The 23505-nt window shown below is 58.3% G+C and carries 20 protein-coding genes; 11 read left to right on the top strand and 9 right to left on the bottom strand.

What is annotated here, in order from left to right; genetic code table 11:
• Positions 1-21: 21 nt before the first annotated feature.
• Positions 22-1356 carry a sodium-dependent transporter gene (locus tag GBM95_RS03795; protein WP_152157865.1) on the bottom strand — a complete coding sequence of 445 codons (1335 nt, stop codon included), beginning with the start codon at positions 1354-1356 and terminating at the stop codon, positions 22-24.
• Between the two features lie 185 nt (positions 1357-1541).
• Entirely contained in the window at positions 1542-2891 is a 1350-nt protein-coding gene (locus GBM95_RS03790) for a sodium-dependent transporter (protein WP_152157864.1), read from the bottom strand.
• Between the two features lie 370 nt (positions 2892-3261).
• Here GBM95_RS03790 and GBM95_RS03785 point away from each other — a divergent pair, with 370 nt between their 5' ends.
• The 3 genes from GBM95_RS03785 (at position 3262) to GBM95_RS03775 (ending at position 5869) form a co-directional block, all read left to right on the top strand.
• Positions 3262-4020 (top strand): SIMPL domain-containing protein, encoded by a 759-nt coding sequence (locus GBM95_RS03785; protein WP_226963145.1) that lies wholly within the window; start codon positions 3262-3264, stop codon positions 4018-4020.
• 15 nt (positions 4021-4035) lie between these two features.
• On the top strand, positions 4036-4755 hold the full coding sequence (locus GBM95_RS03780) for a TIGR00266 family protein (RefSeq protein ID WP_152157862.1): 720 nt from the start codon (positions 4036-4038) through the stop codon (positions 4753-4755).
• Positions 4756-4927: 172 nt separating this feature from the next.
• Positions 4928-5869, top strand: coding sequence for a sugar phosphate isomerase/epimerase family protein (locus GBM95_RS03775; protein WP_152157861.1), 942 nt, complete (start codon positions 4928-4930; stop codon positions 5867-5869).
• A 103-nt stretch (positions 5870-5972) separates the two neighbouring features.
• Here the strand turns inward: GBM95_RS03775 and GBM95_RS03770 are convergent, their stop codons facing one another.
• The 3 genes from GBM95_RS03770 to GBM95_RS03760 form a co-directional block, all read right to left on the bottom strand.
• The gene (locus GBM95_RS03770) at positions 5973-6827 is read right to left on the bottom strand and encodes an MBL fold metallo-hydrolase (RefSeq protein WP_152157860.1); all 855 of its coding nucleotides are present in this window, start codon (positions 6825-6827) and stop codon (positions 5973-5975) included.
• A gap of 198 nt (positions 6828-7025) precedes the next feature.
• Positions 7026-8657: an ABC transporter ATP-binding protein/permease gene (locus GBM95_RS03765; RefSeq protein WP_226963144.1), complete on the bottom strand. Its 1632-nt coding sequence runs from the start codon at positions 8655-8657 to the stop codon at positions 7026-7028.
• 137 nt (positions 8658-8794) lie between these two features.
• On the bottom strand, positions 8795-11023 hold the full coding sequence (locus GBM95_RS03760; protein ID WP_152157858.1) for a TonB-dependent siderophore receptor: 2229 nt from the start codon (positions 11021-11023) through the stop codon (positions 8795-8797).
• Positions 11024-11619: 596 nt separating this feature from the next.
• Here GBM95_RS03760 and GBM95_RS03755 point away from each other — a divergent pair.
• A complete protein-coding gene (locus GBM95_RS03755) occupies positions 11620-12267 on the top strand; it encodes a phosphatidylserine decarboxylase (protein ID WP_152157857.1) in 648 nt (215 codons plus the stop codon).
• A 104-nt stretch (positions 12268-12371) separates the two neighbouring features.
• On the opposite strand, the gene GBM95_RS03750 is transcribed toward GBM95_RS03755, so the two are convergent.
• Complete coding sequence (locus GBM95_RS03750; RefSeq protein ID WP_152157856.1) at positions 12372-13478, bottom strand: helix-turn-helix transcriptional regulator; 1107 nt, start codon at positions 13476-13478, stop codon at positions 12372-12374.
• 158 nt (positions 13479-13636) lie between these two features.
• Positions 13637-14494 carry a CDP-diacylglycerol--serine O-phosphatidyltransferase gene (pssA, locus tag GBM95_RS03745; RefSeq protein ID WP_152157855.1) on the bottom strand — a complete coding sequence of 286 codons (858 nt, stop codon included), beginning with the start codon at positions 14492-14494 and terminating at the stop codon, positions 13637-13639.
• Positions 14495-14827: 333 nt separating this feature from the next.
• Between pssA and GBM95_RS03740 the strand changes: the two genes are divergently transcribed.
• A complete protein-coding gene (locus GBM95_RS03740; protein WP_152157854.1) occupies positions 14828-15532 on the top strand; it encodes a fumarylacetoacetate hydrolase family protein in 705 nt (234 codons plus the stop codon).
• Between the two features lie 108 nt (positions 15533-15640).
• Here GBM95_RS03740 and GBM95_RS03735 read toward each other — a convergent pair whose 3' ends face one another.
• Positions 15641-16690, bottom strand: a complete 1050-nt coding sequence (locus tag GBM95_RS03735) for a DMT family transporter (protein ID WP_152157853.1) — start codon at positions 16688-16690, stop codon at positions 15641-15643.
• On the opposite strand from GBM95_RS03735, the gene GBM95_RS03730 reads away from it, so the two are divergent.
• Positions 16689-17018, top strand: coding sequence for a hypothetical protein (locus tag GBM95_RS03730; RefSeq protein ID WP_152157852.1), 330 nt, complete (start codon positions 16689-16691; stop codon positions 17016-17018). The two genes, GBM95_RS03735 and GBM95_RS03730, sit on opposite strands and share 2 nt — an antisense overlap.
• Before the next feature lie 212 nt (positions 17019-17230).
• On the opposite strand, the gene GBM95_RS03725 is transcribed toward GBM95_RS03730, so the two are convergent.
• Positions 17231-18241: a lytic murein transglycosylase gene (locus GBM95_RS03725; protein WP_226963143.1), complete on the bottom strand. Its 1011-nt coding sequence runs from the start codon at positions 18239-18241 to the stop codon at positions 17231-17233.
• A gap of 442 nt (positions 18242-18683) precedes the next feature.
• Here GBM95_RS03725 and GBM95_RS03720 point away from each other — a divergent pair, with 442 nt between their 5' ends.
• From GBM95_RS03720 to GBM95_RS03700, 5 genes are all read left to right on the top strand, one after another.
• Complete coding sequence (locus GBM95_RS03720) at positions 18684-19646, top strand: histone deacetylase family protein (protein WP_152157850.1); 963 nt, start codon at positions 18684-18686, stop codon at positions 19644-19646.
• A 20-nt stretch (positions 19647-19666) separates the two neighbouring features.
• Positions 19667-20959, top strand: coding sequence for an MFS transporter (locus GBM95_RS03715; RefSeq protein WP_226963142.1), 1293 nt, complete (start codon positions 19667-19669; stop codon positions 20957-20959).
• 168 nt (positions 20960-21127) lie between these two features.
• Positions 21128-21919 (top strand): IclR family transcriptional regulator, encoded by a 792-nt coding sequence (locus GBM95_RS03710; protein ID WP_152157848.1) that lies wholly within the window; start codon positions 21128-21130, stop codon positions 21917-21919.
• 50 nt (positions 21920-21969) lie between these two features.
• A complete protein-coding gene (locus GBM95_RS03705) occupies positions 21970-22872 on the top strand; it encodes a dihydrodipicolinate synthase family protein (protein ID WP_152157847.1) in 903 nt (300 codons plus the stop codon).
• Between the two features lie 71 nt (positions 22873-22943).
• Positions 22944-23505, top strand: a 562-nt coding sequence (locus tag GBM95_RS03700) for a dihydroxy-acid dehydratase domain-containing protein (protein WP_193222560.1), incomplete at its 3' end; no start/stop codon positions are given.

Raw genomic sequence — 23505 nt, 5'->3', positions numbered from 1 at the left:
AAAGCTGTGTGGCGCTGATGTTTACATCAGACCGGTGATCAGCACCGCAAGGACGAGGAGCGGCGCGAGATAGCGCATGGTGAAGCGAAGCGCCGGCATCCAGGAGGGGGCGGGAGCGCCGCCCGAAATATCTGATTCAACCCGGCTCCAGCAGCGGAATCCCGCAAGGAAGAGAATGACGAGCCCGCCGATGGGGAGCGAAAGGTTGCTCGTAAAGAAGTCGAAGATGTCGAAGAAGGTCTTCGTGCCGAAGAATGTGACGTCGGAGAGGACGCCGAAGGAAAGGCAGGGAAGCGCCCCCACGACGGCGAGCGCAATCGTGGAAACCACCGCCGCCTTCGGGCGCGTGTAGTTCTTTTCGTCCACGAGGAAGGCGACGATGATTTCAATCATCGAAACCGACGACGTGATTGCCGCGACCGCGAGGCAGAGGTAGAACATCACGGCGAAGACCTGGCCGCTCGGGAGCTGAGCGAAGACTGCCGGCATCGTGATGAAGGTGAGGCCCGGGCCCGCCGTCGGATCGAGGCCGAAGGCGAAGACGGACGGCATGATCATGAGGCCGCCCATGAGGGATGCAATGACCGCGAGGAAGGCAATCCAGACGCAGGAGCGCACGAGATTCGTCTTCTCGTTGAGGTAGGAGCCGTAGGTCATCATGCAGCCGCAGCCCACGCAGAGCGAGAAGAAGGTGAAGCCCATCGCCTGCAGAAGGCCCGAGAGCGTGAAGGCATCGGGATCGAATTTGAAGAGGAATTCCACCCCCGCCCAGGCGCCGGGCAGCATGAGGCCTCTCACGATCACGACGAGCATCAGGATGAAGAGGAGCGGCATGAGGATTTTGCTCATGCGCTCAATGCCCTTCGTAACGTCGAAGGCCACGATGAGGCCGTTCAGCACCAGGAAGAGCCACTGGAACCCAAGCGCCGTCACCGGGTTCGCGGTGAATTCTGCAAAGTGGGCGCCGAGCTGCGACTGGTCCGCAATGAGCCCCTGGCCCACGAGCGCTTCGCAGAAATATGAAAGCGTCCAGCCGCCGATCGCCGAATAAAACGACAGGACGAGAAAGCCCGTGACGACGCCGAGGTAGCCGGCAGGGAGAAAGGCTTTGCCGGCAAGGCGCCGGTAGGTCGTGACGATGCCGCCTTTGCCGAGGCGCCCCAGCGCGATTTCTGCAATGAGAAGCGCAAGGCCCACGGTAAAGGTGAGAAGAATGTAGGGAAAGAGGAAGACGCTCCCGCCGTTCGTGCCCGCCATGTACGGGAACTTCCAGATGGCGCCGAGGCCGACGGCCGCCCCCGCGCTTGCGAGCACGAAGCCGATGCGGCTTGTCCAGGTGATGCGTTCATTCGCCATTTTTTGCCTGAGCCTTTTTTGTTCTGCTTGAAAAATAGTGGAAAGCCTGACGGCCGCGCAGAAGGAGCGAGTCAGCTTTCAGGCAATCATACGGAGGATCGGAGGCAAAAAGTGTTCCTGGTGCTTCAGGAGCCTGTGGAGCCGCTTTGATCGAAAGCAGACTCCCTGGCGCTTTCCAACGGTTCTTAAAGGAAAAGTCCCTGATACATCGTCGTAAGGACGAGGATCGGCGCGAGAACGCCGAGAACCACGCGGATGGCGGATAGGGTCCCGGATGAAAGGGGTCTGGCCGACGTGAGCTCCTCCCGCATTGCGGGCCAGGCCTTCCAGGCCATGAGCGCGGCAACGGCGAGGCCGCCCACCGGCATCATGAAGTTCGTGCAGACAAAGTCGAAGAAGTCGAAGAAGTTCCGCCCGAAGAGCGTGAAGTCGCTCAGTTCCCCGAAGGAGAGGGCGCTCAGGGACCCGAGAAAGAAGAGGAGCACGAAGCTTGAAATGGTTGCCGTGCTTCTCGAGAGGCGCCACTCGTTGTGAAGAAAGGCGACGACCACTTCAAGAAGCGATACCGAGGAAGTGAGCGCGGCAACGAGCAGGCAGACGTAGAAGATTGCGGCGAAGATGCTCCCTCCCGGAATGTGCGCGAAAATCATCGGGAGCGTGATGAAGACGAGTCCCGGGCCCGCATCCGGAGCGACGCCGAAGGCGAAGACGGCGGGCATCACCATGAGGCCGGCAAGAAGCGACGCCTGAATGGAGAGAAGCGCCACCCAGAGCGATGAGAGTGGAATGTCGGCGCGCTTCGGGAGATAGGTGCCGTAGGTGATGAGAATGCCGGCGCCGAGGGAGAGCGAAAAGAAGGTGTAGCCCATTGCGCTCAGGATCGCCCCGGGCGAGAGGTCTTCCGGCCTGAAGCTCAGAAGATACTTCACGCCTTCCATGGCCCCGTCGAGCGTGAGCCCCCGGATGATGACGGCGAGCATCATCACGAAGAACATCGGCATGAGGAGTTTCGAAGCGCGTTCAATTCCCTTCTCAATGCCGCAGCCGACCGTGATTGCCGTGAGGGAGAGAAAGGAAAAAAGCCAGGCAATGTTGATCCAGCCGGTGGAGACGATTTCCCTGAAGTCGCTTCTCAATGTCTGCGCATTCTCTGTAACAACGCCCGTCGTCAGGGACTGGGCCAGATAGGCCACGCACCAGCCGCCGACGACGCTGTAGTAGGCAAGGATTAGAAAGGAGGTGAGCACTGCGAAGGCGCCGAGGAGCGCAAAGTGTCTTCCCCCGATGCGGCGCATGGCGCTCACGGCCGAGCCCCGGCCGCGCCGGCCGATCGCAAACTCCGCCATGAGGAGCACGAGGCCCGTCGTGAGCGTGAAGACGACGTAGGGAAGAATGAAGGCTCCTCCGCCGTTGGCGCCGGCCCAGAAAGGAAATTTCCAGATGGCGCCGAGGCCGATCGCAGAGCCGGCCGAAGCGAGAATAAAGCCGAGGCGCGAGCTCCATTGCACGGAAGCCGCAGCGTTCGCAGTGGACATGAAGGGATGGGAAAGGAAGCGATGTCCTTGGGTAAAAACTGAGGAAAAGCGCGCAGACGGCGGCGCCGGCCGTGATTGTAACTTTGCGCTACGGGGAAATATCTACTTTTTCTGATGGAAAAAGGATTCTATGCCGCAGTTCTTTGTTAAATCTGAAATTTGCGTTGAACTCGCTTGATCCTGCAGAAATGCAGAGCCTTTCAGCGCGTCAACACCTCGAAAAGAAACGTTGCAGATGCTTGAAGCTCAGACGTTCCCGATGCCTCATAGTTGAAGGAACCAAAGAAAAGGGAAATTCTGCCGGGAGACGCGGGAGCTTCGAGGTTCTGCTTCTCCCCGGCGAATCCTCAAAATTCAAAAGGAGATGAAAATGTCGCCGAAATCCGCCGCAACCCGTACGATCCTTGCAGCTGCGCTCTGCACCGGCGCTCTGGCGCTTGGCTTTTCCGACGCCGCAATCGCCATGCCGCGCGTCGCCGAAGCCGGCCTCGTCATGAATGTCGCGGGGGAGGCTTCAAAGACGCTCCCCAATGACGAAGCGTCCCTAACCTTCTCGATTGAAGCTCAGACCAAGGATTCCGCCGCCGCGACGGAAGAGGTCGTGAAGGCGGGCAACGCCGCGATTGAGGCGCTCAAGGTTTTCGGCGACAAGATCGACGTGAGGACGACGGATTTTTCCACCTGGCCCGTGATGACGAAGGCGAAGGAAGGCGAGGTCTCTCAGATCGGCGCCTGGAGCGCCAGGCAGTCGATCCGCGTGACGGTGCGCGACATTGCGCTCTCTTCCAAGGTTATGGAAGCGGCCGGGAAAACAATGAAGTTTGACGGCGTCTCCTTCTCCGTTTCGCGCCCGGTGCGTCAGGCGGCAACCGATGCGCTTCTCTCGGAAGCCATCAGGAATGCGTCTGACCGCGCCGTGATCGCGGCAAAGTCTCTCGGCCTCGGGGAAAAGAACGTCCGCATTGAAGGCATTCAGGTTTCGGGCGCTTCCGGTCCCGCCCCCCGCTACTATGCGCAGCCTCAGGTGCTTATGGCGCGCGCCTCTATGAATGACGCCGCGCCGGTAGTAAGCTCGGGCACGGCGGACGTTGCGCTCACGGTGACGCTTACGGTCCGCATCACTCCCTAAAGGAGAAGGTTGGAAATGGTTCGCTTTGAAGCTGAAGGCGGCGTTGATCCGCTTCTGCGCGCAACGCTCGACAAGGGCGACTCGGTTGCAACGGAGTCGGGCGCCATGGTGGCGATGGATGCGTCGCTTTCTCTTCGAGGAAAGACCCGGGGCGGGTTCCTCAATTCCATTGCGAGAAAGTTTCTGAACGACGAAACGTTCTTCCAGCAGTGGATTGAGGCCGAGGACGCTCCGGGCACCGTGCTCCTTGCGCCGGCTTTCCCCGGAGACATCCGGATTCTGGATGTGGGTCCCGCCGAGTGGATGCTCGCCGACGGGTGCTTCCTCGCTTCGACGGAAGGCGTCGACGTTACGGCCAGAATGCAGGGCATCGGGAGAGCGCTTCTTGCCGACTCCGGCGGGTTTTTCATCATGAAGGCTTCCGGCAGCGGCCAGCTCGTCGTTTCAGGCTTCGGGTCCGTGCGCGAGATGGAAGTCCGCCCCGACAAGCCCGTGCTCATCGACAACGGGCACCTGGTTGCCTGGGACGCATCGCTCGACTATGAAATCACGCTGAAGACGAACCGGTCGGGCATTTTCGGCCGCCTCGTTGAGAGTCAGCTCTCGGGCGAAGGCTTCGTGCTCCGCTTTTCGGGTTCCGGCAGGATTCTTGTGAGCTCCCGCAATCAGGGAAGCTTCCTCGACTGGGTCTTCTCGCGGCGGCCGAGAGACAAGGCGGAGAAGGAAAACGAATAGCCGGCAGGCGAACCTTGAATTCTAAGCGTGCGGGCCAATAATCCTGCACGCCTCATGGATACCGCCCGCGAGAGGTACCTCCAAATGACGAGGATTCCTAGCATTCGGGATTAAGAGGAAGAACCTAAAGCTTCTTCCGAAAACTTTCCCCGAAACGCTCAGGAGACTCGTCATGAACGCCAATCGTCGTCTGCTCTTCAAGTCCGCTGCCGCAGCGGCCGCTTTTGCCGCCGTGGGCGCCGCGCACGCCAAGGTGCAGCCCGTTTCCCTCAAGGACCGCAAGTTTGAGCCGATCAAGCTCCCGCGCCCGATCAGCCTTGCGGCGCTGACCGTTCTCGACGTGTCGCCTGCCAATCAGGTTCTCTGCGCCGCTCAAGCCGGCTACAGCCATGTCGGCATCCGCCTCGTTCCGGCAACGCCCACGGAAACCCAATGGGACATGATCGGCGATACGCCCATGATCCGAGAGGTCGAAGCAAATCTCAAGGCTACTGGCGTGAAGGTGCTCGACATTGAAATTCTGCGCGTGAAGCCCGATACCCGCGCGATCAACTGGAAGCCTTTCTTTGAAACCGGTGCTCGCCTGGGCGCCCAGCATGTGCTTGTGGCCGGGAACGACCCGGATCTCAACCGCTTCTCGGACAATTTTGCCGAGCTTTGCGAAATCGCCTTCCCGTACGGCCTCAACCTCTCGGTCGAACCCATGCCGTGGTGCGACGTCTCGACCGTAAGCCAGGCGGGCGGACTTCTCTCCAAAATCAATCGTCCCAATGCGGGCGTTCTGGTCGACCCGATCCATTTCTATCGCGCGAAGAACGACTACGCCGACATCGACAACCTTCCGAAGGGGAGCCTCAAGTACTGCCAGATGTGCGACCTGACGGCCGCGACGCCCAAGGATATGGCGGGCATTCTCTATCAGGCCAGGAACTACCGCCTCTCGCCCGGTACCGGCGCCGCGGATCTCCCGCAGCTCCTCGGACATCTGAAGGGCCTTCCCATTTCGATCGAAGCCTGCAACGCCGACCTCGCGCTCACGATGTCGCCTCTCGACCGCGCCCGCATGTACCTCGAGGATATGGTCGCCGTGCTCAACAAGGCGGGCGAATATTGATTCGAAGAGCGTCAGCTCTGATGTTCTAAAAGTTTTGTTCTCCTCAACAGGAATGTCCCCGGTGAGGCTCCACAGCCTTCCCGGGGACATTGCGCTGACTCGCTCACTTCTTCATCGGGAAGAAGAAGCCGGCGGTCATGTCGAGATAGTGTTCGCCCTGATACTTGGGGTATGCCTTCTTCATCGCGGCAATGAACTCATCCTTTGATCTGGCGTTTGCCGCGGTTGCCTTCAGCGCCCTGAGGTAGGCGATCTTTTCGTCCATCGCCTTTACGCCCTCGGGCTGCCAGTGGCTCGTGAAGAGAAGCGTGACGCCTTCCTTCTTAAGGGCTTCGAGCTGACCGATGAGCGCGTCGGCATGCGCTGCACCGCCCACGATCGAATGACATTCAGAGCCCATCATGTGAATGTAGGCCGCCTTGAGGTCGGGGAAGAGAAATTCATTTCCGTCGCCGTCCGTGCGGACATCGATCCTGACGCCTTCAAAAACATGTTCGCCCAGACTCAGCATCTTGGGCGCCGCGGGGAGCGCCGTGTCGAAGTCGGGACCGTAGGCTTTCGAAAGGCCGGTCATGATGCCTTTGGTTGAGCCGGAATGCATGGCCTTCCAGGCTTCCTCGGACACGTAGACCGGAGCATCGCCCGCCCAGGCTGCGGCATTGTTCGGGTGGTTGGAGATGAGAACGGCCTGAAGGGGCTTCCCGAGCTTCTTCAGATAGTCGCCCCAGAAGGGAAAGTCCTTCTTGAAGGCGAGAGACTCCACGGCGACAAGACCGGTCTTCGATTCAACGACGAAGGCGTTGTCCTCCATGACGTCCTTCGTATTGAAGTTGTGGATTTTGACGCCGCCATCAAAGGTGAAGACCGAAACTTCGCCCGTCCCGAGAGGCGTGGTCGAGACTTCGGTGCCGAATACCGAGCCGGAGGAAGCAAGAGCCGAGAGAAGTGCGAGAGTCAAAGCAGCTTTTTTCATTTTTGATGCCATAAGTTCGATAACGAACAAATTAAAGAAAATAATTTGATATCGAACTATAAGACGAAAATGTTCGATATGCAACTATTCTTTTATCAAGAGTGAAGAATGTTTTGCATTGAGCCTCCGGCACCTGCCTCCGCGTCTATTCAGAAAGCGCGGAGGCAGAGGTCTATGAACGCGTTAAGCGACCGCCGGCGCCGGGCCGCCGATCTCTATTCTGGTTTCTGCGAGATTCTTCACTGCCGGCTGGTGGGAAACCATCAGAACGACGGTCTGAGGAAGTTCGGTCTTCAGAATGCTGATCAGCTGCATTGCTGAAGCATCGTCAAGCTGATTGGTCGCTTCATCGAGAAAGAGTATTTCGGGTCGATTGAGGAGCACGCGCGCAAAGGCAAGTCTCTGAGATTCTCCGCCCGAGAGCTCCTGAGCCCAGTCTTTCTTCTCCTTGAGGCGAGCAGAGAGGCGTCCCAGGCCGACTTTTTCGAGGGCGTCCTTGAGTTCACTCTCAGTAAAGCGTCCGCGGACGGGGTAGGTCAGGACGTCTTCAAGCGCATCAAACGGCAGGTACGCTTTCTGCGTGACGAAGAGGAATTTTTTATCGGGCAGGGAAAAACTCCCCTTTGCAAAGGGCCAGAGACCGGCGAGTGTTCTGAGAAGCGTTGATTTGCCTGCTCCGCTTCTGCCGTCAACGAGCATCCAGCTGCCGGGCTTCACGGCGAGATTGATTCCGCTCGAGAGGAGTTTGCCGAAGGGCGTAAAGATGGAAAGCGCGTGAGTGCGCACTTCATTGTCTTCGGCAGGCGTGCCGATAGATTTCACCGCCTGGGCATGGGTGAGGCTCTCGTCAAAGCGGTGAAGTCGTTCTACGACTGCCGCCCACTCCATGATGCGCTTGTAGTAATCGAGGAACCAGCCGAATCCGTCCTGAACGTTGGAAAAAGCGGTTGATGCTTGAATGAGGTCGCCGAAGGTAAGAGAGCGCGTGAGGTATACCGGAAGAGCGGCCAGGATTCCGATGATCCGGTTGAGGCGCAGATAGCTGGAGGTGAAGGCTTCGAGTTGAAATTCCCGGCGAATGAGCGCGAGCCAGTTCTCCTTGATGCGTTGAAAACGCCCGTTGAAGCGGGTCATTTCCGTATCTTCGCCGCGCCATGAGGCAACCTGCTCCGCATTGTCGCGGACGCGCAGAAGCGTCGCACGGAAGTCCGCTTCACGATGCTGTCGTTCAACGTTGAGGGGCTTCAGCCGCCGGCCGATGTAATGCGTGATGATCGTGCAGACCACGGACCAGACAAGCGCTACCCAGACCATGAAGCCGTGAATCTCAATTTCCGTTCCAAAAATCGTGAAGCGTACGACGCCGGAGAGTCCCCACAGGATTGAAGTGAAGGCCACGAGCTTGAAGAGATTCATGATGAAGTACTTCACAAGAACAATTGTTCTGTCTGCAAGCTGATAGGCGTCTTCTGCGATGCGCTGATCGGGATTGTCGGGTTCTTCGCGCAGCTTCAGGCGGTACTGCGCATGATTCGTGAGCCATCTATCCTCGAGCCACCTGGTCAGATGCTCGCGCCAGTCGAACATCAGGCGCTTCTGCGTCCAGCTGCCGACGATAACAAGAAGAACCGTAATCGTGATGTAGAGGAGCCACTCGAGGACGAGATCAGGCATATGGCTCCCGTCGTACTGTGCCAGGGCGTCATAGAAACGTTTATTCCAACGGTTGAGGTAGACGCCTACCTCAATAATGCCCATGGCGCAGCCGACAACAACGACAAGCATGACCCAGGCATACCAGCGCTGGGCGCTCATCCAATAAGGAGCCGCCAGCCGGAGAAAATTGCTGAGGGTTCTCATAGCGGGAAACTTGACGAATTATTTATAGGAATCCCCGGCTGCATTGCAAAAAATGCAGCCGGGGTGCTTATGTTTTTCGAAAATAGGCCGAATTAATACTGATAATTCAGCTTGAGAATAAAGTTTCTCGGATCGCCTAAATAATTATTGGCGCCAAGGGTTCTGTTATTGGTGTTGTTGTAGTAATGGCGATCAAAAATATTATTGGCGATGAGACTGAATTTCAGAGAGTTGGTTGCCTGGTACTGAATGTTGGCATTCCAAATCGCATATCCGCCCTGCTGAACGCTGGACGCACTCTTCGCTCTGCTTTGCGCCTGCACGCCGCCGCCGACTGTCCATCGATATGCTGCACCGGGCAGGTTGAAGCTGCTGTAGAGGCGCAGAATATGACGAGGCGTAAACGGGCTATAGGTTTCGCCGCTTTGCTTTGAAGCGCTTTCAGTAACCGTGTATTCACTCATATTCCAGGTATAGCCTGCGAAAAGGTTCCAACCAGGCAGAAGTGAACCTGAAGCTTCCGCCTCAAAACCCTGACTTCTTACTTTGCCCCTGGAGCATGTCGTCTCTGCAGAGTCAATGATACAGTCCATCGGACGATTTTTCTGCTCGAGGTTGAAAATGGCAAGCGAAGTATTCAGGCGATTATCGAAGAATTCGGATTTAATGCCAAGCTCATAGTTGTCGCCAATGATTGGTTTGAGATCATTGTGATCAGGACCTTTTTCGCCTGAAGGCTCAAAAATGGATGTGTAGCTGATATAAATGCTTGAATTCTTATAAAAATCCCAAGTTAATCCTGCATAAGGAATGAAGCGAGTTGTCGTGGTTTCAGTATAGGTTTGTTTAGCTGATGGTTTTAGTAGGTTAGTTACAGAGTAACTTGTTTTATAAAGGGCATAGCGGCCGCCGGCAATCAAATGCCAGGAATTAGAAAAATTATAACGAGTACCTGTAAGAAGGCCTAAATCAGTTCTTGTCTGCTTATAAAAATTTTTCGTATTGAGAATGGAATCATCATCCCAATTGGGTTCGCTGACTTCATTGCCGACAAAATCCCATGCATTGATGCTGATGCCGCTGAAGTTGTGCTGTTTCAGAAGCGTATCTGTTTTTTCACGCGAATAATTTAAAGTCGTGAAAAAGTCGTGCTCCTGATTAAATAATGTATAGCTGCCGTTTAGGTTTAAAGTGGCTGAAAATATGGAGCCGTCATTGTTGTAATGCTGTCCATATTTGAGAGGCATATTCGGAGATTGCGTAGATATCGGATGCCCGTCTGAGATATTCGTGATGCTGCCAAACGAGCTCTCGGAGGTACTTTTTGTGTATGAGGTTTTTGCCGTGATGCGCCATTCGTCATTGAGATAATGTTCTAATTCAGCAAAAACATTGGTTTTCTTTGTTTTCCATTTTGTCCAGTCCATGCCGAAGAAAGCACTATCCGGCAGTCCGGCATCTGCACCATTTGGGCCCATTGGAACGCCGTAGAAATCAGGAACTTCTGTTCCCTGCTGATGGAGTCCGCCAAAGGTAAGAGTGGTTTCAGGCGCAAGATCAGCTGCAAAGACGGCGTAAAAAGTGCCGCTCTTATTGCCTACGTCGTCCTTGAAAGAATTCTTCTTCTGAAGAACGCCAACTACGCGGCCGCGAAGCGTCTTGGCTTCATTGAGAGGTCCTGAGATGTCGCCGACGGCACGGTAATGGTCCCAGCTTCCCACTTCGGCCTCAGCAGAAGCCTGAAATTCAGATGTCGGGCGCTTGCGGACCGCGTTGATCGTACCGCCAGGTTGACTGCTTGACTGCGTCAGGCCCGTAGGACCGCGCACAACTTCTATGTGGTCATAGATGGCAATGTCGCTCTGGCTGTTGGCATTGCGGTAGGAATTTCCGTTGGCGCCATCATTAAGAGAATAGGAGATGCCGTCTTCCTGAATATTGTCGATGTAGAAGCCGCGGGAGAGATAGCGAAAGCGCCCGGCATTGTGAATAACCGTGATGCCGGTTGTGTTTTTCATCGCTTCATCCATGGACTGGATGCCCTGATCGCTGATCTGCTTCATCGTCACGTTGGAAACCGACTGCGGTGTTTCACGCGGCGTGAGCTCCAGACCGGTCGTCGTGCTCATGGACGAAGACTTGTAGGAATCAGTGTTTTCCGTCGTGGTGCTGATGCTTGTAGCCGTGACGGTTACTGCATCAAAGTCAACATCTTCAGCGGCGAGTGCGCTGTGAGAAGCCAGAATGGCAACGGAGAGAAGAGAAAGTCTGAAAACGGACTGTGAACCGAAGGCAAAAGAGAGGGCGGAGCGGGTGGCCATGATAGTTTGGATCAAAATGATTGAGAAACTACGTGAGAATCATTCCCGTTAGCGGGTGCGCCATTGTACTAATTTTTACAAACGATTCAAGCGTAAACCCTTACTTGTTTTCCATACAGTTAGGCATCAGTTCGCACTTGAAAAAGCATTTCAAATGCTTTGGTTCGCCGCGAATTCGATCCGAGGCGCCAGGGCAATTTCAAAATAGAACTTAACTCTGTCGACTATTGTCCTTTTCTTTCAAAATTAGTTTGAATTTAATGAAATTTTCAGTGAAATTGCTGACTGTTAGTTTTTTGATTCCGGGACCTTTCTGACGCCGCATTCCATTCCGATGCAGCTCGCCCGCGGGATCCATCGCATCGGGAAGACCGGCGCTTCTCAATACGGGCGAAGCCCCCTCCCGGGAACTTAGCTGACTGCATCGGCAGAAAGAGGGAAACAACTCAGAACGACTTCCAGAGAGTTGCGAACAACTGCCTGCACGCATGCCGAAAATCCCCGAATCCAGCAGTTTTTCTCAGAAGAAATTGAGGACTTCGATTCCGTCGCCGCTAAAATAACGAATCCCCTAAATTCTCCCGAGGTGAACGAACTTGAACGCCCGCGTCTATCCGCATCCGATCATTGCCCGCGAAGGCTGGCCCATCCTGGCCGGCGCCTTTATTCTCTTTCTCGTGAGCTGGTGGCTGGATCTCGGCATCATCACCTTCCTGATCTTCGTCTTCTTCCTTTTTGCGCTGCAGTTTTTCCGCGATCCCGCGCGCGAAGCGCCGGAAGACCCCCGCGCCGTCGTGAGCCCGGTGGACGGTCAGGTCTGCAAGGTTGCAAAGACTGAAAACCCAGAGACGGGCGAAGCGTGCGTGAAGGTTTCGATCTTCATGAACGTCTTCAACGTGCACAGCCAGAAAGCGCCGGTTGCCGGCGTGGTTGAGAAGGTCACCTACACGCCGGGCCTCTTCGTCAATGCCGATCTCGACAAGGCATCGACCGAAAACGAGCGCAATGCCGTGACGGTCCGCATGGCTGACGGCCGCCGCATTACCTTTATCCAGGTTGCGGGCCTCGTTGCCCGCCGCATCATCTGCTACGCCACGGTCGGTCAGGAACTTGCCCGCGGCGAGCGCTACGGCTTCATCCGCTTCGGTTCCCGCGTCGACGTGTATCTCCCGACGGATGCCGAGATCACGGTCGGCATCGGCGACAAGGTGACGGGCGTGATGTCGACCATCGCCCGCATTTAAATCAGCAGCAGCGGTGCTCCCTCGATCCGGGGGAGCGCAGGCTGCGAAAAAAGCCGCATCGGAGAAATCCGGGATGCGGCTTTTTTATGCCTGGCGCGTTCGAATTACTTCTCGACGATCTTGTGGTTTTCCACGAGCAGTTCCGTGTGCGGCACGCCCGCATATTCCCGTACGGGAGCGTCGGATTTGTCTTCGGGAGTTTTTGCCTTCTCCCGGTTGTCCCGTACGAGCGTCTTCGTGGTCGAAAGAATGGAATTTCGCCGCATGGCAAGCCAGCCGTCAAGGAGGAGCGAGTCCTCTAGCATGACGGTGACGGTCCAGGCGAGCGTGCCGTCCTCAAGCGGCTTCTCCGCAATGGTCTGCGTGGTATTGAAGGGCGTTTCGGAGAGATTTTTGATGAGGGTCGGATCGTCCGTGAGGAGTTCGAGCTTCACCGTGCGTCCCTGCGAGTAATTGAAGGGGGCATTGGCCGTGTAGTCCTCAAGATCGAAATTCTCGGGGCGCTCGAATTCGACGCAGCTCACCGTCGCCGCTTCGATGCGGTGCATGGCGAGGTGCCGGTAGTCGCTGAACTTCTCAAACTGGCAGACAAGGTATGTTCTGACATCCTGCTGCACGAGTCCGAGGGGCTTCACGTTCGCTTCGAGCACCCGGTCGCGGGCGTTGCGGTAGCGGATCGAGATCATCCGGTCCTCGAGGAGCGCTTCCGTCACGGCATCGAAAACCTGTTGGGAAATCTGGGGCGGAAGGAATGAAAGCGCCGGACTCACCACCTTCACTTTCCTCAGCCACGAGGATGCACGGCTCGAGGCCTGTGCTTCCGTGCTCTTTCTCGCATCGCGAAAGAGAGGCCGCAGTCCGGAAAGGACGCTTGAGGGAAGGAGATAGTGCAGGTACTCATCGGCAAGCCGCAGAAGGAGCGTTTCCTGGGGACCGAGCACCGGAAAGTGAAGCCCTCTGCCGGCCGTATCCCACTGGAAGCCGTAGGGACGCGAATCCATGTTCGCCTTGACGGGAAAGAGCTGCGGATTCTCGCGGATCGTCTTCATGTAGCGTTCGAGCGTGCGGCGCTGGAGAGGAATGCCGTTGGCGGCGAGCTGATTGCGGATCTGCGTCATCGTGATCCAGCGATGCTGCGGGATGAGCTCAAGGATGCGGATCATCACGAAGGCTTCATTGAGCGAGGATCTGGCGTTAACTTCTGCGGACATGGTTTCGGGAGTCGGATTTCAATAATGTGTTTTTCCTTCGCGGAGGATAGCTCAGTGCTTCGCCTTCCTGTTGGATCACGGAAACGAAAAACTCCCGGCCTTCGGTCGTGAAGGACGGGAGTTCTGAGAAAACTTCTGCGCGATTCGTTCGTTCCGAATCAGGCGGCAGTCTTTTTCGCGGCTTCCTCTTTTTCGAGCTGAGCCTGCTGTGCGGCAAGGTCGGCCTGAATCGGATTCGGGCGGCCTCTCCACCAGCACCAGAACTCGTAGATGTAGCCCGAGAGAGCGTAGATGCAGAAGAGGACGAAGATCGAAAGCGAAACGTTGCTCGAAATGACGATGAAGGCGAGCGAGGCGACGACGATCACCCAGAAAGGAATCGTGCGCACGACGGCGTAGCTCTTCCCCGAGAAGAAGGGCGCATTGCTCACCATCGTGAGGCCGGCGTAGAGCGTCACCACGAGCGCAATGGTGCTCTGGTGCGGAAGGAGCCAGTCGGGGAGGCGGTTTTCGACCGCGAGCCAGACGAAGCCGCAGACAAGCGCGGCGGCGGCAGGCGAGGGAAGACCCTGGAAGTAGTTCTTGCTTACGACCCCGACGTTGCAGTTGAAGCGGGCAAGCCTCAGGAGCGCGCAGAGCGCGTAGATGAAGGCCGTGGCCCAGCCGAGCTTGCCGAGCTCAACGAGCGAGAATTCGTAGACGATGAGCGCCGGCGCGATGCCGAAGCTCACCGCATCGGCAAGGCTGTCCATCTGGACGCCGAATTCCGACTGCGTGTGCGTGAGGCGCGCGACGCGCCCGTCCATGCCGTCAAAGAGCATGGAGAAGAAAACCGCAATGGCGGCAACGGAGAAGTTGCCGTTCATCGCCTGGATGATGCCGTAGAAGGCTGCGAAGAGCGCAGCCGCAGTAAAGGCGTTCGGGAGCACGTAGATGCTCTTCGACTTCACCGCCTGAAGGCGGCGCTGACCGATGGAAGCAAGACTCTCGCGGCGAGGCGTATTGGGTTCTGTCATAAATCTCTGCTGCCGGCCCTGAAAAGGATGCGGCAGGAAAATAAAGTAATGGCACCGTCCGGACGCATGCCGGGCGGTCGCGGTACGGGGCACATTTTAGCGGCTCGGCGCTTCAATCTCGCATGCCGGCAAGCCTGACTTCTGGTTTCAGACCGTTACTTGCAAGTGGAGTAAACAGAGTCTCCGATCGGGTTGCGGGAGAACCATGCATTCCGAAAGGCAATGTCAATTCAACTCAATGGAATTTATGGCATTTTTATTATGGCTGAGGCCGCAGGGAAAGTTTTCTTCTAAAATCTGCGCCGTCAGGAATTTATGCTCCCGAGGTGACTCATGTCCTTTCTTTTTGCTCCGCCCGCTCAGGCGGTGATTCCGGTTCAGGATGAACGCTATGAATTCTTCCCCGTCAACCGCGTTTACGGCGCCGCGAGAAACTATGCGGCTTCGGAAGCGGCACGGGCTGAAAAAGCGGGTTCCGTTCCGCCGCTCTTTCTGAAGGCTGCCGATACGGTGACGCCGGTGCGGGATGGAGAGACCTATGAATGGGTGATGCCTCCCCGCACTGCGAAAATGGTGCCGGAGCTTGAGCTGGTTGCCTGCCTCAGCAAGGGCGGTCGCAACCTTTCGGTCGAGGAAGCCGGAAAGTGCATCTGGGGCTGGTGCGTCGGATTCGATTTCACGCGCCGTCTTGCGCCCGAGGACCTTCCCGCGGGCGGCTCCTGGGATCTCATGAAGACGCTCGACGGCGGGGCTCCCGTTTCCGCCGTGCGTCCTGCCTACCGCACGCCGCTCCCTGCGCCCTCTGAAATCTATCTCTACCAGAACAACAATAAGGTCCAGTCGGCCAGCACGAGCTTCATGATCGCGTCGCCCGCGGAGCTGATTGCCCTCATTTCCCGCTACTGGGAAGTGCGTCCGGGCGACCTCATCTTCACGGGGGCTCCCGTGAACGTGCCTGAAGCGCATGTCGGCGACGTCTTCGAGGGCGGCGTCAACGGCGTCGGAAAGCTCCGCGTGAAGATCGCTGCGGGCGAATAAGACCTGAAAGCTTCCCGCACCGCGTGAGGCACGGGATCAAATGCAAAAAAGCGAAAGGGCCGGTCCATTCAGACCGGCCCTTTCGCGCAATTGAAGCGTTGGAGAGGCTTATTCGCCGCTCGTGCCTTCGGATTCGATGACCTCGCGGTTGGCGGCAGCCTTGCCGGTTTCGAGGCCGGCCACCGCTTCGCGGGCCTGGTCGGCCACAGCGGAATGGCTCTGAGCCTGGAAGACGCGCAGCGACCCCAGAACGCCGCCCATGAGGACGAGGAAGCCGATCGTCATCGAGAGGGTCGGCATTTCGCCGCGCCAGATGAGCGCGTAGACGACAGCAAAGACGGACTCAAAAACGATGAGCTGTCCGCCGAGCGCGGCCGGAAGGAGCTGGCTCATGCGGTTCCAGCAGACCATGGCCACCCACGAGCAGAGAAGACCGATCGTGAGGGCGACGCCGAGAAATTTCCAGGGCGCGGCGCCCATGAGCGTGATGTTCGTATCCATGAAGCCGGCGGGCCAGGCGAGAACGGCAAAGAGCCCGAGCGCGAGGGGAAGCACCGTCACGCCCTGAAGCGCCGTCCAGGCGCCGGTGCTGTGCTGCGGGTGCTTGAGGAGCCACTCGGCATTCATGATCGAGAACCAGGTCCAGGAGACGACGGCTGCGAGGCCGAAGCCGACGCCGATCCAGTACTCCTCGCCGCCCGTGGCGGAAGCCTTTGCGGCATTTTCAAATTCCGTCAGGTTGGCGACGATGAGGCCGAGGAAGATGACCGCGAGGGGCGGAAGAATTTTGCTCCAGGGCACGGCCGAGTCGGAACCGGCATAGCGGATGTTGGAGGCAATCGCGACAAGGACCGGAATCACGGCCATGAACATGCCCGCGAGCGGAGCGCCCGCAAGGCGGATGCAGATCGTGAGGAGGCAGTAGAAAAGGACGTTTCCGAAGAGCGGAAGCTTGAAGGCCTGCCAGATGTCGGCGCGCGAAAAAGCCTTGAGTTCCTTGCGGAAGACATAGAGGAAGGGAAGCGAAATCACGCCGAACGCAATAAAGCGCGAGAGCGCGACGAGCACGGGGTTGTATTCAGGAACAACGAGCGGGGCAATGTAAATGAGACCCCAGAGGGCCCCGGCGGCGATGCCGAGGAGGACGCCGATCAGCATGGGCAGTCTTTCCCTAATTCGCGACCATTCGTCTTTCACCCGAATGATCTGGATTTCTTGGTCGGACGGAAGCTCTTTGAAAGAGGGAGTTTCGATAGATTCCGTCGAAGGTCAAGCTGACCCGGAGCTTCGCCTCGGAGAGGCTGGTCGTGAAGCGCTCGCGTCAGCCGCTTTTCAATCCGTGGAAAAGCGATCCGTCGGATCAGAAGCGCGTGCGGTCGGGGAGGAAAAAGGGAATTTCATGCTCCCCGGAAGCATCCTCAACTCCTCGGAAGATGCTCCGCAGTGCTCTGATCTTTCAGATATTTCAATCCTAACACTGCATTGACCTTAAGCAAAGCCCTTTAGGGGTTATCGATAGAATCGAAGAGGAACGCGAGATGTGAGGAGATTGAACACCGGGAAAGCCCCGGAATCAGTCTGCGGACCATTTTTTCGTACGTGAAAATACGTATTATCGAAAATCTCAATGGAATCAGAGAGTCTTATTGCCTTTCCAGGCAGAGACGAGGTCTTCCTGTCGGGAGAGAAGAGTCAAGGTCACTTTTTCAGAGGCTTCGCTTCCGGCGCGTTCTTCCCGTATTCGCGCTCGAGCTCGTCGGCAAGCAGCGACACTGCGGCCGCATAGAAGTAGCTTCGGTTGTAGCGGAGAATGGCGGCGAAGGACGATGTGCCGATGTAGTAGTCGACGCCCTTTTCGTTCGACGCCTTGATCCAGGGGAGGTCGACGAGGAGCGCCGGTTCATTTTCGGCAAGTGGAAGCGCTTCGAGTGGCTTCACGCCGGCCTTCAGGAGCGCTCCGGCCGTGGTGTGCGTTTTGATGCCGCCGGAACCGGTGGCCTTGAAGATTTCGGGCGTTGCGGAAACGCGGTAGAGGGGACGCTCGCCCCGCGCCCAGCCGTGAACGAGAAGGAAGTTCGCAACCGAGGCGATGCCGTCGGCTTCGTTCCCGACGATATCAATATGGCCGTCCCCGTCGCCGTCCTTGCCGTAGGCCTTGAGCGACGAGGGCATGAACTGTCCGAGCCCCATGGCGCCCGCAAAGGAGCCCGAGACGGCAACCGGCTCGATCTGCTGCAGCCAGCAGAATTCAAGGAAGTCCGAGAGCTCGGCGAGGTAGTACTTGGAGCGCCGCGTGTAGTCGAAGGAAAGCGTCATCAGGGCGTCGAGCACGCGAAAGCGCCCCATGTTGCGCCCGAAGATCGATTCGACGCCGATGATTGCCGCAACGGCATAGCGCGAAACGCCGGTTTCAGCTTCCACCCGGTCGAAAACGGCACGGTTGTCTTCGAGAAAGTCAGTTCCCCTGCGAATGCGTTCGCTGTTGACGAGGTTTCTTTCGTAAAGGAGAAAGTTCTTTTCGGCCGTCGTCTTTTTGTTGGCGTTGGGCCGCGGCGTGGTGTACTTCTCTGAAAGGGGCGAATAGCGCGCGACGGCGACCCCGGGCTCGAGCCAGTCGAGGGGGATTCCGCGCTCAGCGGAAAGCTTTTTAATGAAGGCCTGCACGTCCGGGCGCTCGGCATAGTCCGAGGCTGCGGGACTTCCGCTCACGGGACTGATGGCCCGGGGTTCCGGGATCTTCTCTGCTTCGGGCCGGGAGGATTTCGGCCTGGGCGTCTCGACGGGCTCCGCCTTCGCTTCAGGAGACGCCTGAGGCTTCGGAGTTTCAGAGGGAGCAGCTGACTCCGCGAGCGCGGGGTTTCAAGTCCCCGGGCATCCCGATCAGGCGCGGCGCAGGCGGAGAGCGCGCAAAGGGCGAGCGCGAGCGGAGCGAGGGAAAAGCGGATCGACTGTGCCATGAGGTTTATTGGTTGCAGGAGCTTGGTTGTCCGCTTGATTCTAACGGGGAGCTTTGGGGTGCCTCAGGGCAACTCTGCGCCCAATTGTTTCAGAACCTAAGCCCGGGCTCAGAGAGGCGCGAGCGCCTCTTTTCTTCTGTGCTAGGCTTTTCGGGATATTCATCCTAGAGCGCCTCCCCGAACGCTTTCTCAACATGCCGTCTTCAGAATGGAAAAGTCTTCCTACCGGATACTTCACGCATCAGCTCGTCAGCCTTCCCAACATGCTCGAGGAGGCGCCGGAGTCGCCTGAGCGCATCGAGGCCATTGAAAACCGCCTTATGCTCGGCGGCTTCGGCGACAGGATGCGGCGCGTCGACTGCGGGCCGGCTCCGATGGAAGCCGTGCTCCTCGCGCACGATGCAGACTATGTGGACGCTCTGGAGAAGGCCTCTCTCGGGGATGAAGCGGCTCTCAGGCGCTTTCAGGAACCCGATACGCAGGTGGGGAGCGACACCTTCGACTGCGCCATGGCAAGCGCCGGAGCGGTGGTGAGAGCGGTGGATGCCGTTTTTGCACGAACGGTGAAGAACGCCTTCTGCGCGGTGAGGCCTCCCGGACATCATGCCTCACGAAACCGCGCGAGCGGCTTCTGCTACCTCAACAATGCCGCCATCGGGGCCCTTTGGGCGGAAAAGCGCTACAAGCTCGAGCGCATCATGGTGCTCGACTTCGACGCCCACCACGGCGACGGGACGGAGGAAATACTCGCCGGCCGCCCGAACATGCGCTTTCTCTCGGTTTTTCAGTGGCCGCTTTTCCCGCACCGACGCATGGATCCGCAGCCCGCAAATGCGATTTTGTCGCCCCTTCCCGCCGGCGCTGGCGGCGCGGAACTGCGCGAGGTGGTTGAGAAGGTGTGGCTCTCTGAAATCGAACGCTTCCGTCCTCAGCTCATGATTCTCTCGGCCGGGTTCGACGCGCACGCAGAAGAGCGGATTGCGCAGCTGAAGGCCGCGGAGATCGACTACGCCTGCATAACGAGGCTTCTCGTGGAAGCGTCCTGGAAATACTGCGAAGGCAGGCTCGTAAGCGTCCTCGAAGGCGGCTACGAACTGAGAAGCCTCGGGCGGAGCGTCTTCACGCATCTTCAGGGGCTTCTTCGCACGCCCCTCTGACGGAACGAAAGAAAAGAATCATGGACTCCAAAACGCTGATGCCGGGCGTTCGCCCGAAGGAAGTCTGGGCCTGGTCGGCCTTTGACTTCGCGAATTCCGGGTACACCACGGTGGTGCTCACCGCGGTCTTCAACGCTTATTTCGTCGCGGTTGTTGCCGGGGACGCGCCCTGGGCGACCTTCGTGTGGACCCTCATCATTGCCGCGAGCAATGCGGCGAGCCTCGTTCTCATGCCCGTCATCGGCGCCATTGCCGACGCGACCGCCCGCAAAAAGGTCTGGCTCTTTGCGGCAACCCTCTGCGCCGTCGCGGGCACCTTCGGACTTGCCTTCTGCGGACCGGGGACGATTCTCCTCGCCGCAGTCATGGTGATTCTTTCCAACATCGGCTACAACGTGGGCGAAACGCTCAATTCCGCGTTTCTGCCCGAAATCGCACGCCCTGAGGCCGTGGGCAAGGTATCGGGCTGGGGATGGTCCTTCGGCTACTGCGGCGGCCTCGTGACTCTGGGAGCATCGCTCCTGCTCGTCACGCAGGCAGACCGCCTCGGGCTCTCTACCGACTCGGCCATCGCGGGCACCATGGTGATTACCGCAACGGTCTTTGCGCTCGCGGCCGTTCCGATTTTTGCCGTGCTGAAGGAGCGCGCCGTGCCGCGGCAGAAGGGAACAAGTTCTTTGGGGAGCCTCTGCCTTGAGAGCTTCCGGGAGGTCGTCCGGACAGCAAAGTGCCTCAGTCAGTACCGGGATTTTGGGTGGCTCGCGCTCTGCGGATTCCTCTACCAGTCGGGCATTTCCGTCGTGATCACGCTTTCGGCCGTCTATGCCGCGGAAGTCATGGGGTTCACGACGACCGATACGCTCCTTCTCGTCTTTCTCGTCAACATCACCGCTGCCCTCGGCGCCTTCGGCTTCGGGTACCTGCAGGATCGGATCGGCCACAAGCGCGCGCTCGGAACGACCCTTGTCGTCTGGGTGCTGATGATTGCCTGCGCGGCCTTTGCAACGACCCGGCCGCTCTTCTGGCTTGCCGCGAACCTGGCGGGACTTGCCATGGGGTCCTCTCAGTCCGCGGGCCGCGCCATGGTGGCGCTCCTTTCGCCCGAAAGCCGGTCGGCTGAATTCTTCAGCTTCTGGAACATGTCGCTCTGGGTGGCCGCGATCGTGGGCCCGCTTGCCTACGGAAGCGTTACCTGGATCACCGGGAACGACCATCGCCTTGCGATCCTCGTGACGGGCGTCTTCTTTCTCCTCTCGATTGCAGCCCTCATGCCCATCAGCCTTGAGCGCGGCAGGCGTGCGGCCGGAAGGTGATGCGGCTTGCAGGAGCAAAATTTCCGCATTACCAAATCAACTGTAAACAAGAAAAATTTTCTGCTTCCCGGAGAGTATAAATTTGGTTCAACATGTTGAACCACTTCTTCTCTCTGAATGACTACTCCTTCAGAATAGGTTTCACTGGTTTTCCGATAGGAGCAGGTCATGGCCGGCAAAGGCTGCATCTCTCTACTGCGAGCTGACAAGATCCTCACCCACATCGCGCATGTGGGCGCGGCGAGCTTTACTCAGCTCCAGAAGGATTTCGACCTCCCGAAAAGCAGCCTCCTCAACATTCTCGACACCATGGTCGGGTGCGGGCTTCTCATCAAGAACGATGCCCGCCAGTATCAGCTCGGCATCAAGGTCTACGAGCTCGGCTGCCAGTCGCTCCACAGACGGAGCCTCTTTGAAATCACGAAGCGCCCCATGCAGGAGCTTGCGATGAAGTCGGGGCTCATCTGCCACCTCGGAACCATTGAAGACTTTCATGCGCTCTACCTCGACAAGGTGGAGAGCCCGCTTTCAAAGCCGACCGAAAGAAGCTGGGTCGGCAAAAAGCTCGACTTCCATTCGACGGCGCTCGGCAAAGCCCTTCTCGCCTGGAAGACCGACGGGGAGCTGCGGCTCTACCTCGATCAGCTCGAGCTTGCACAGTACACGCCGAAAACGATTACCGACCGCAGCATGTTCATCGAGGAGCTGAAGCTCACGCGCCGTCGCGGATGGGGCCTCGACGCGGAGGAATCCGCTCCTCTTGCGGTATGCATCAGCACGCCGGTCTTCGATCTTGCCGGCCGCGTCAACTATGCGGTGTCGCTTTCGGCGGACCCGACAACCTTCACGTCCGAACGCATTGAGGGCTATCTCAGAATGCTCTCGGACTGTTCCCTTCAGATTTCCCGCGGCTTGGGATACGGGGGATCGGCTCCGGTCCTCCTTACCTCGGAATCCTGACCGCTCACTCCCGATACATCAGACACGCAAACCCTCAGGAGAAACACATCATGAAGAGATTCTGCGGCTGCATTCCGCCGGTTTCGAGCACCTTCACTCAGGACGGCAAGGTCGACCGCGAGGCTGCGAAGCGCCTCGCCGACTATCTGATCGAGCACGGCGTGCACGGGCTCTTCTATCTCGGCACGGGCGGCGAATTCAGTCAGATGTCCAAGGAAGAGCGCATGGAAATGGCCGAGGCGGGCGTCGCCGCCGCCGCGGGCCGCGTTCCGGTTCTGATCGGCGTGGGTTCTCCCAATACGCGCGAAGCCGTTGAGCTTGCGAAGCACGCCGAAAAAATCGGCGCCGACGGCATCGTCGTCATCAATCCCTATTACTGGAAGGTCTCGGCCGTCAACCTCGACGCCTACTACCACGCCATCTGCTCGGCCGTGAAGCTTCCGGTTCTCATCTACAACTTCCCCGATCTCACGGGCCAGGATCTCAATGCCGAGGTTGTGAAGCGCCTCGTGCTCGCCAATCCCAACATCGTCGGCATCAAGGAAACGATCGACAACGTGGGCCACATCCGCGCGATGATCAGCACGATCAAGCCCATCCGTCCGGAATTCTCGGTCCTTGCGGGCTACGACGACCATCTCCTCAATACGCTGGAACTCGGCGGCGACGGCTCCATCACGGCGAGCATGAACTTCGCGCCGGAACTTTCCGTCGGGATCTACGAGGCCTTTAAGAAGGGCGACTACCAGAAGGCTGTTGAGCTCGATAAGAAGCTCGTTCAGCTCCCGGCCCTCTACGGCCTCGAGGTGCCCTTCATGTCGGTCATCAAGTACGCGACGGTGCTCGCAACGGGCGTTGAAATGAATACCTATTCGCTCCCGCCCGTGCGTCCGCTCACGGAAGAAACGAAGGAAGCCGTGAAGGCCTTCCTCGCCGCGAAGGGCGTTATCTGACGCAGTTGAGACCCAGCGATACGCCTTAAGACCAAAAGACCCGTTCGCCAAAGAATCAAAGGAGATCCGCAATGTCTGACTTCTACGACGAAGAGAATCAGGACATCTATCACATCCGCACGCACGCGGCCGGCCCCCGGGGGGAGCTCCCGCTCACGCCCGCCATGCTCATCAACCGCCCGAGCGGCGACCTTTTCGGCATGACGATGAATGCGGGCATCGGCTGGAACCCGGACGAGCTCGACCGCGACGAAGTGCTCCTCGTAAGCACGCTGGGCGGCATCCGCGGCGCTGACGGCAAGCCCATCGCGCTCGCCCTCCACCAGGGCCACTATGAGCTCGACGTGCAGCTGCGCGCTGCGGCCGAGGAAATCCATGCCGGCAAAGCATTGCCTTACGCGGTCTATGTCTCCGACCCCTGCGACGGACGCACCCAGGGCACGCTCGGCATGTTCGACTCGCTCCCCTACCGCAACGACGCGAGCATGGTGATGCGCCGCCTGATCCGGTCGCTCCCGAACACGAAGGCCGTGATCGGCGTCGCCACCTGCGACAAGGGGCTCCCGGCCACGATGATGGCGCTCGCGAGCCAGCACGACCGTGCGGTGGTGCTCGTTCCGGGCGGCTCGACCC

Source organism: Sutterella seckii, from assembly GCF_009183815.1.
In the GTDB taxonomy this organism is placed as follows: Bacteria; Pseudomonadota; Gammaproteobacteria; order Burkholderiales; family Burkholderiaceae_F; genus Sutterella; species Sutterella seckii.
This window is presented reverse-complemented; position numbering and strand designations above follow the sequence as displayed.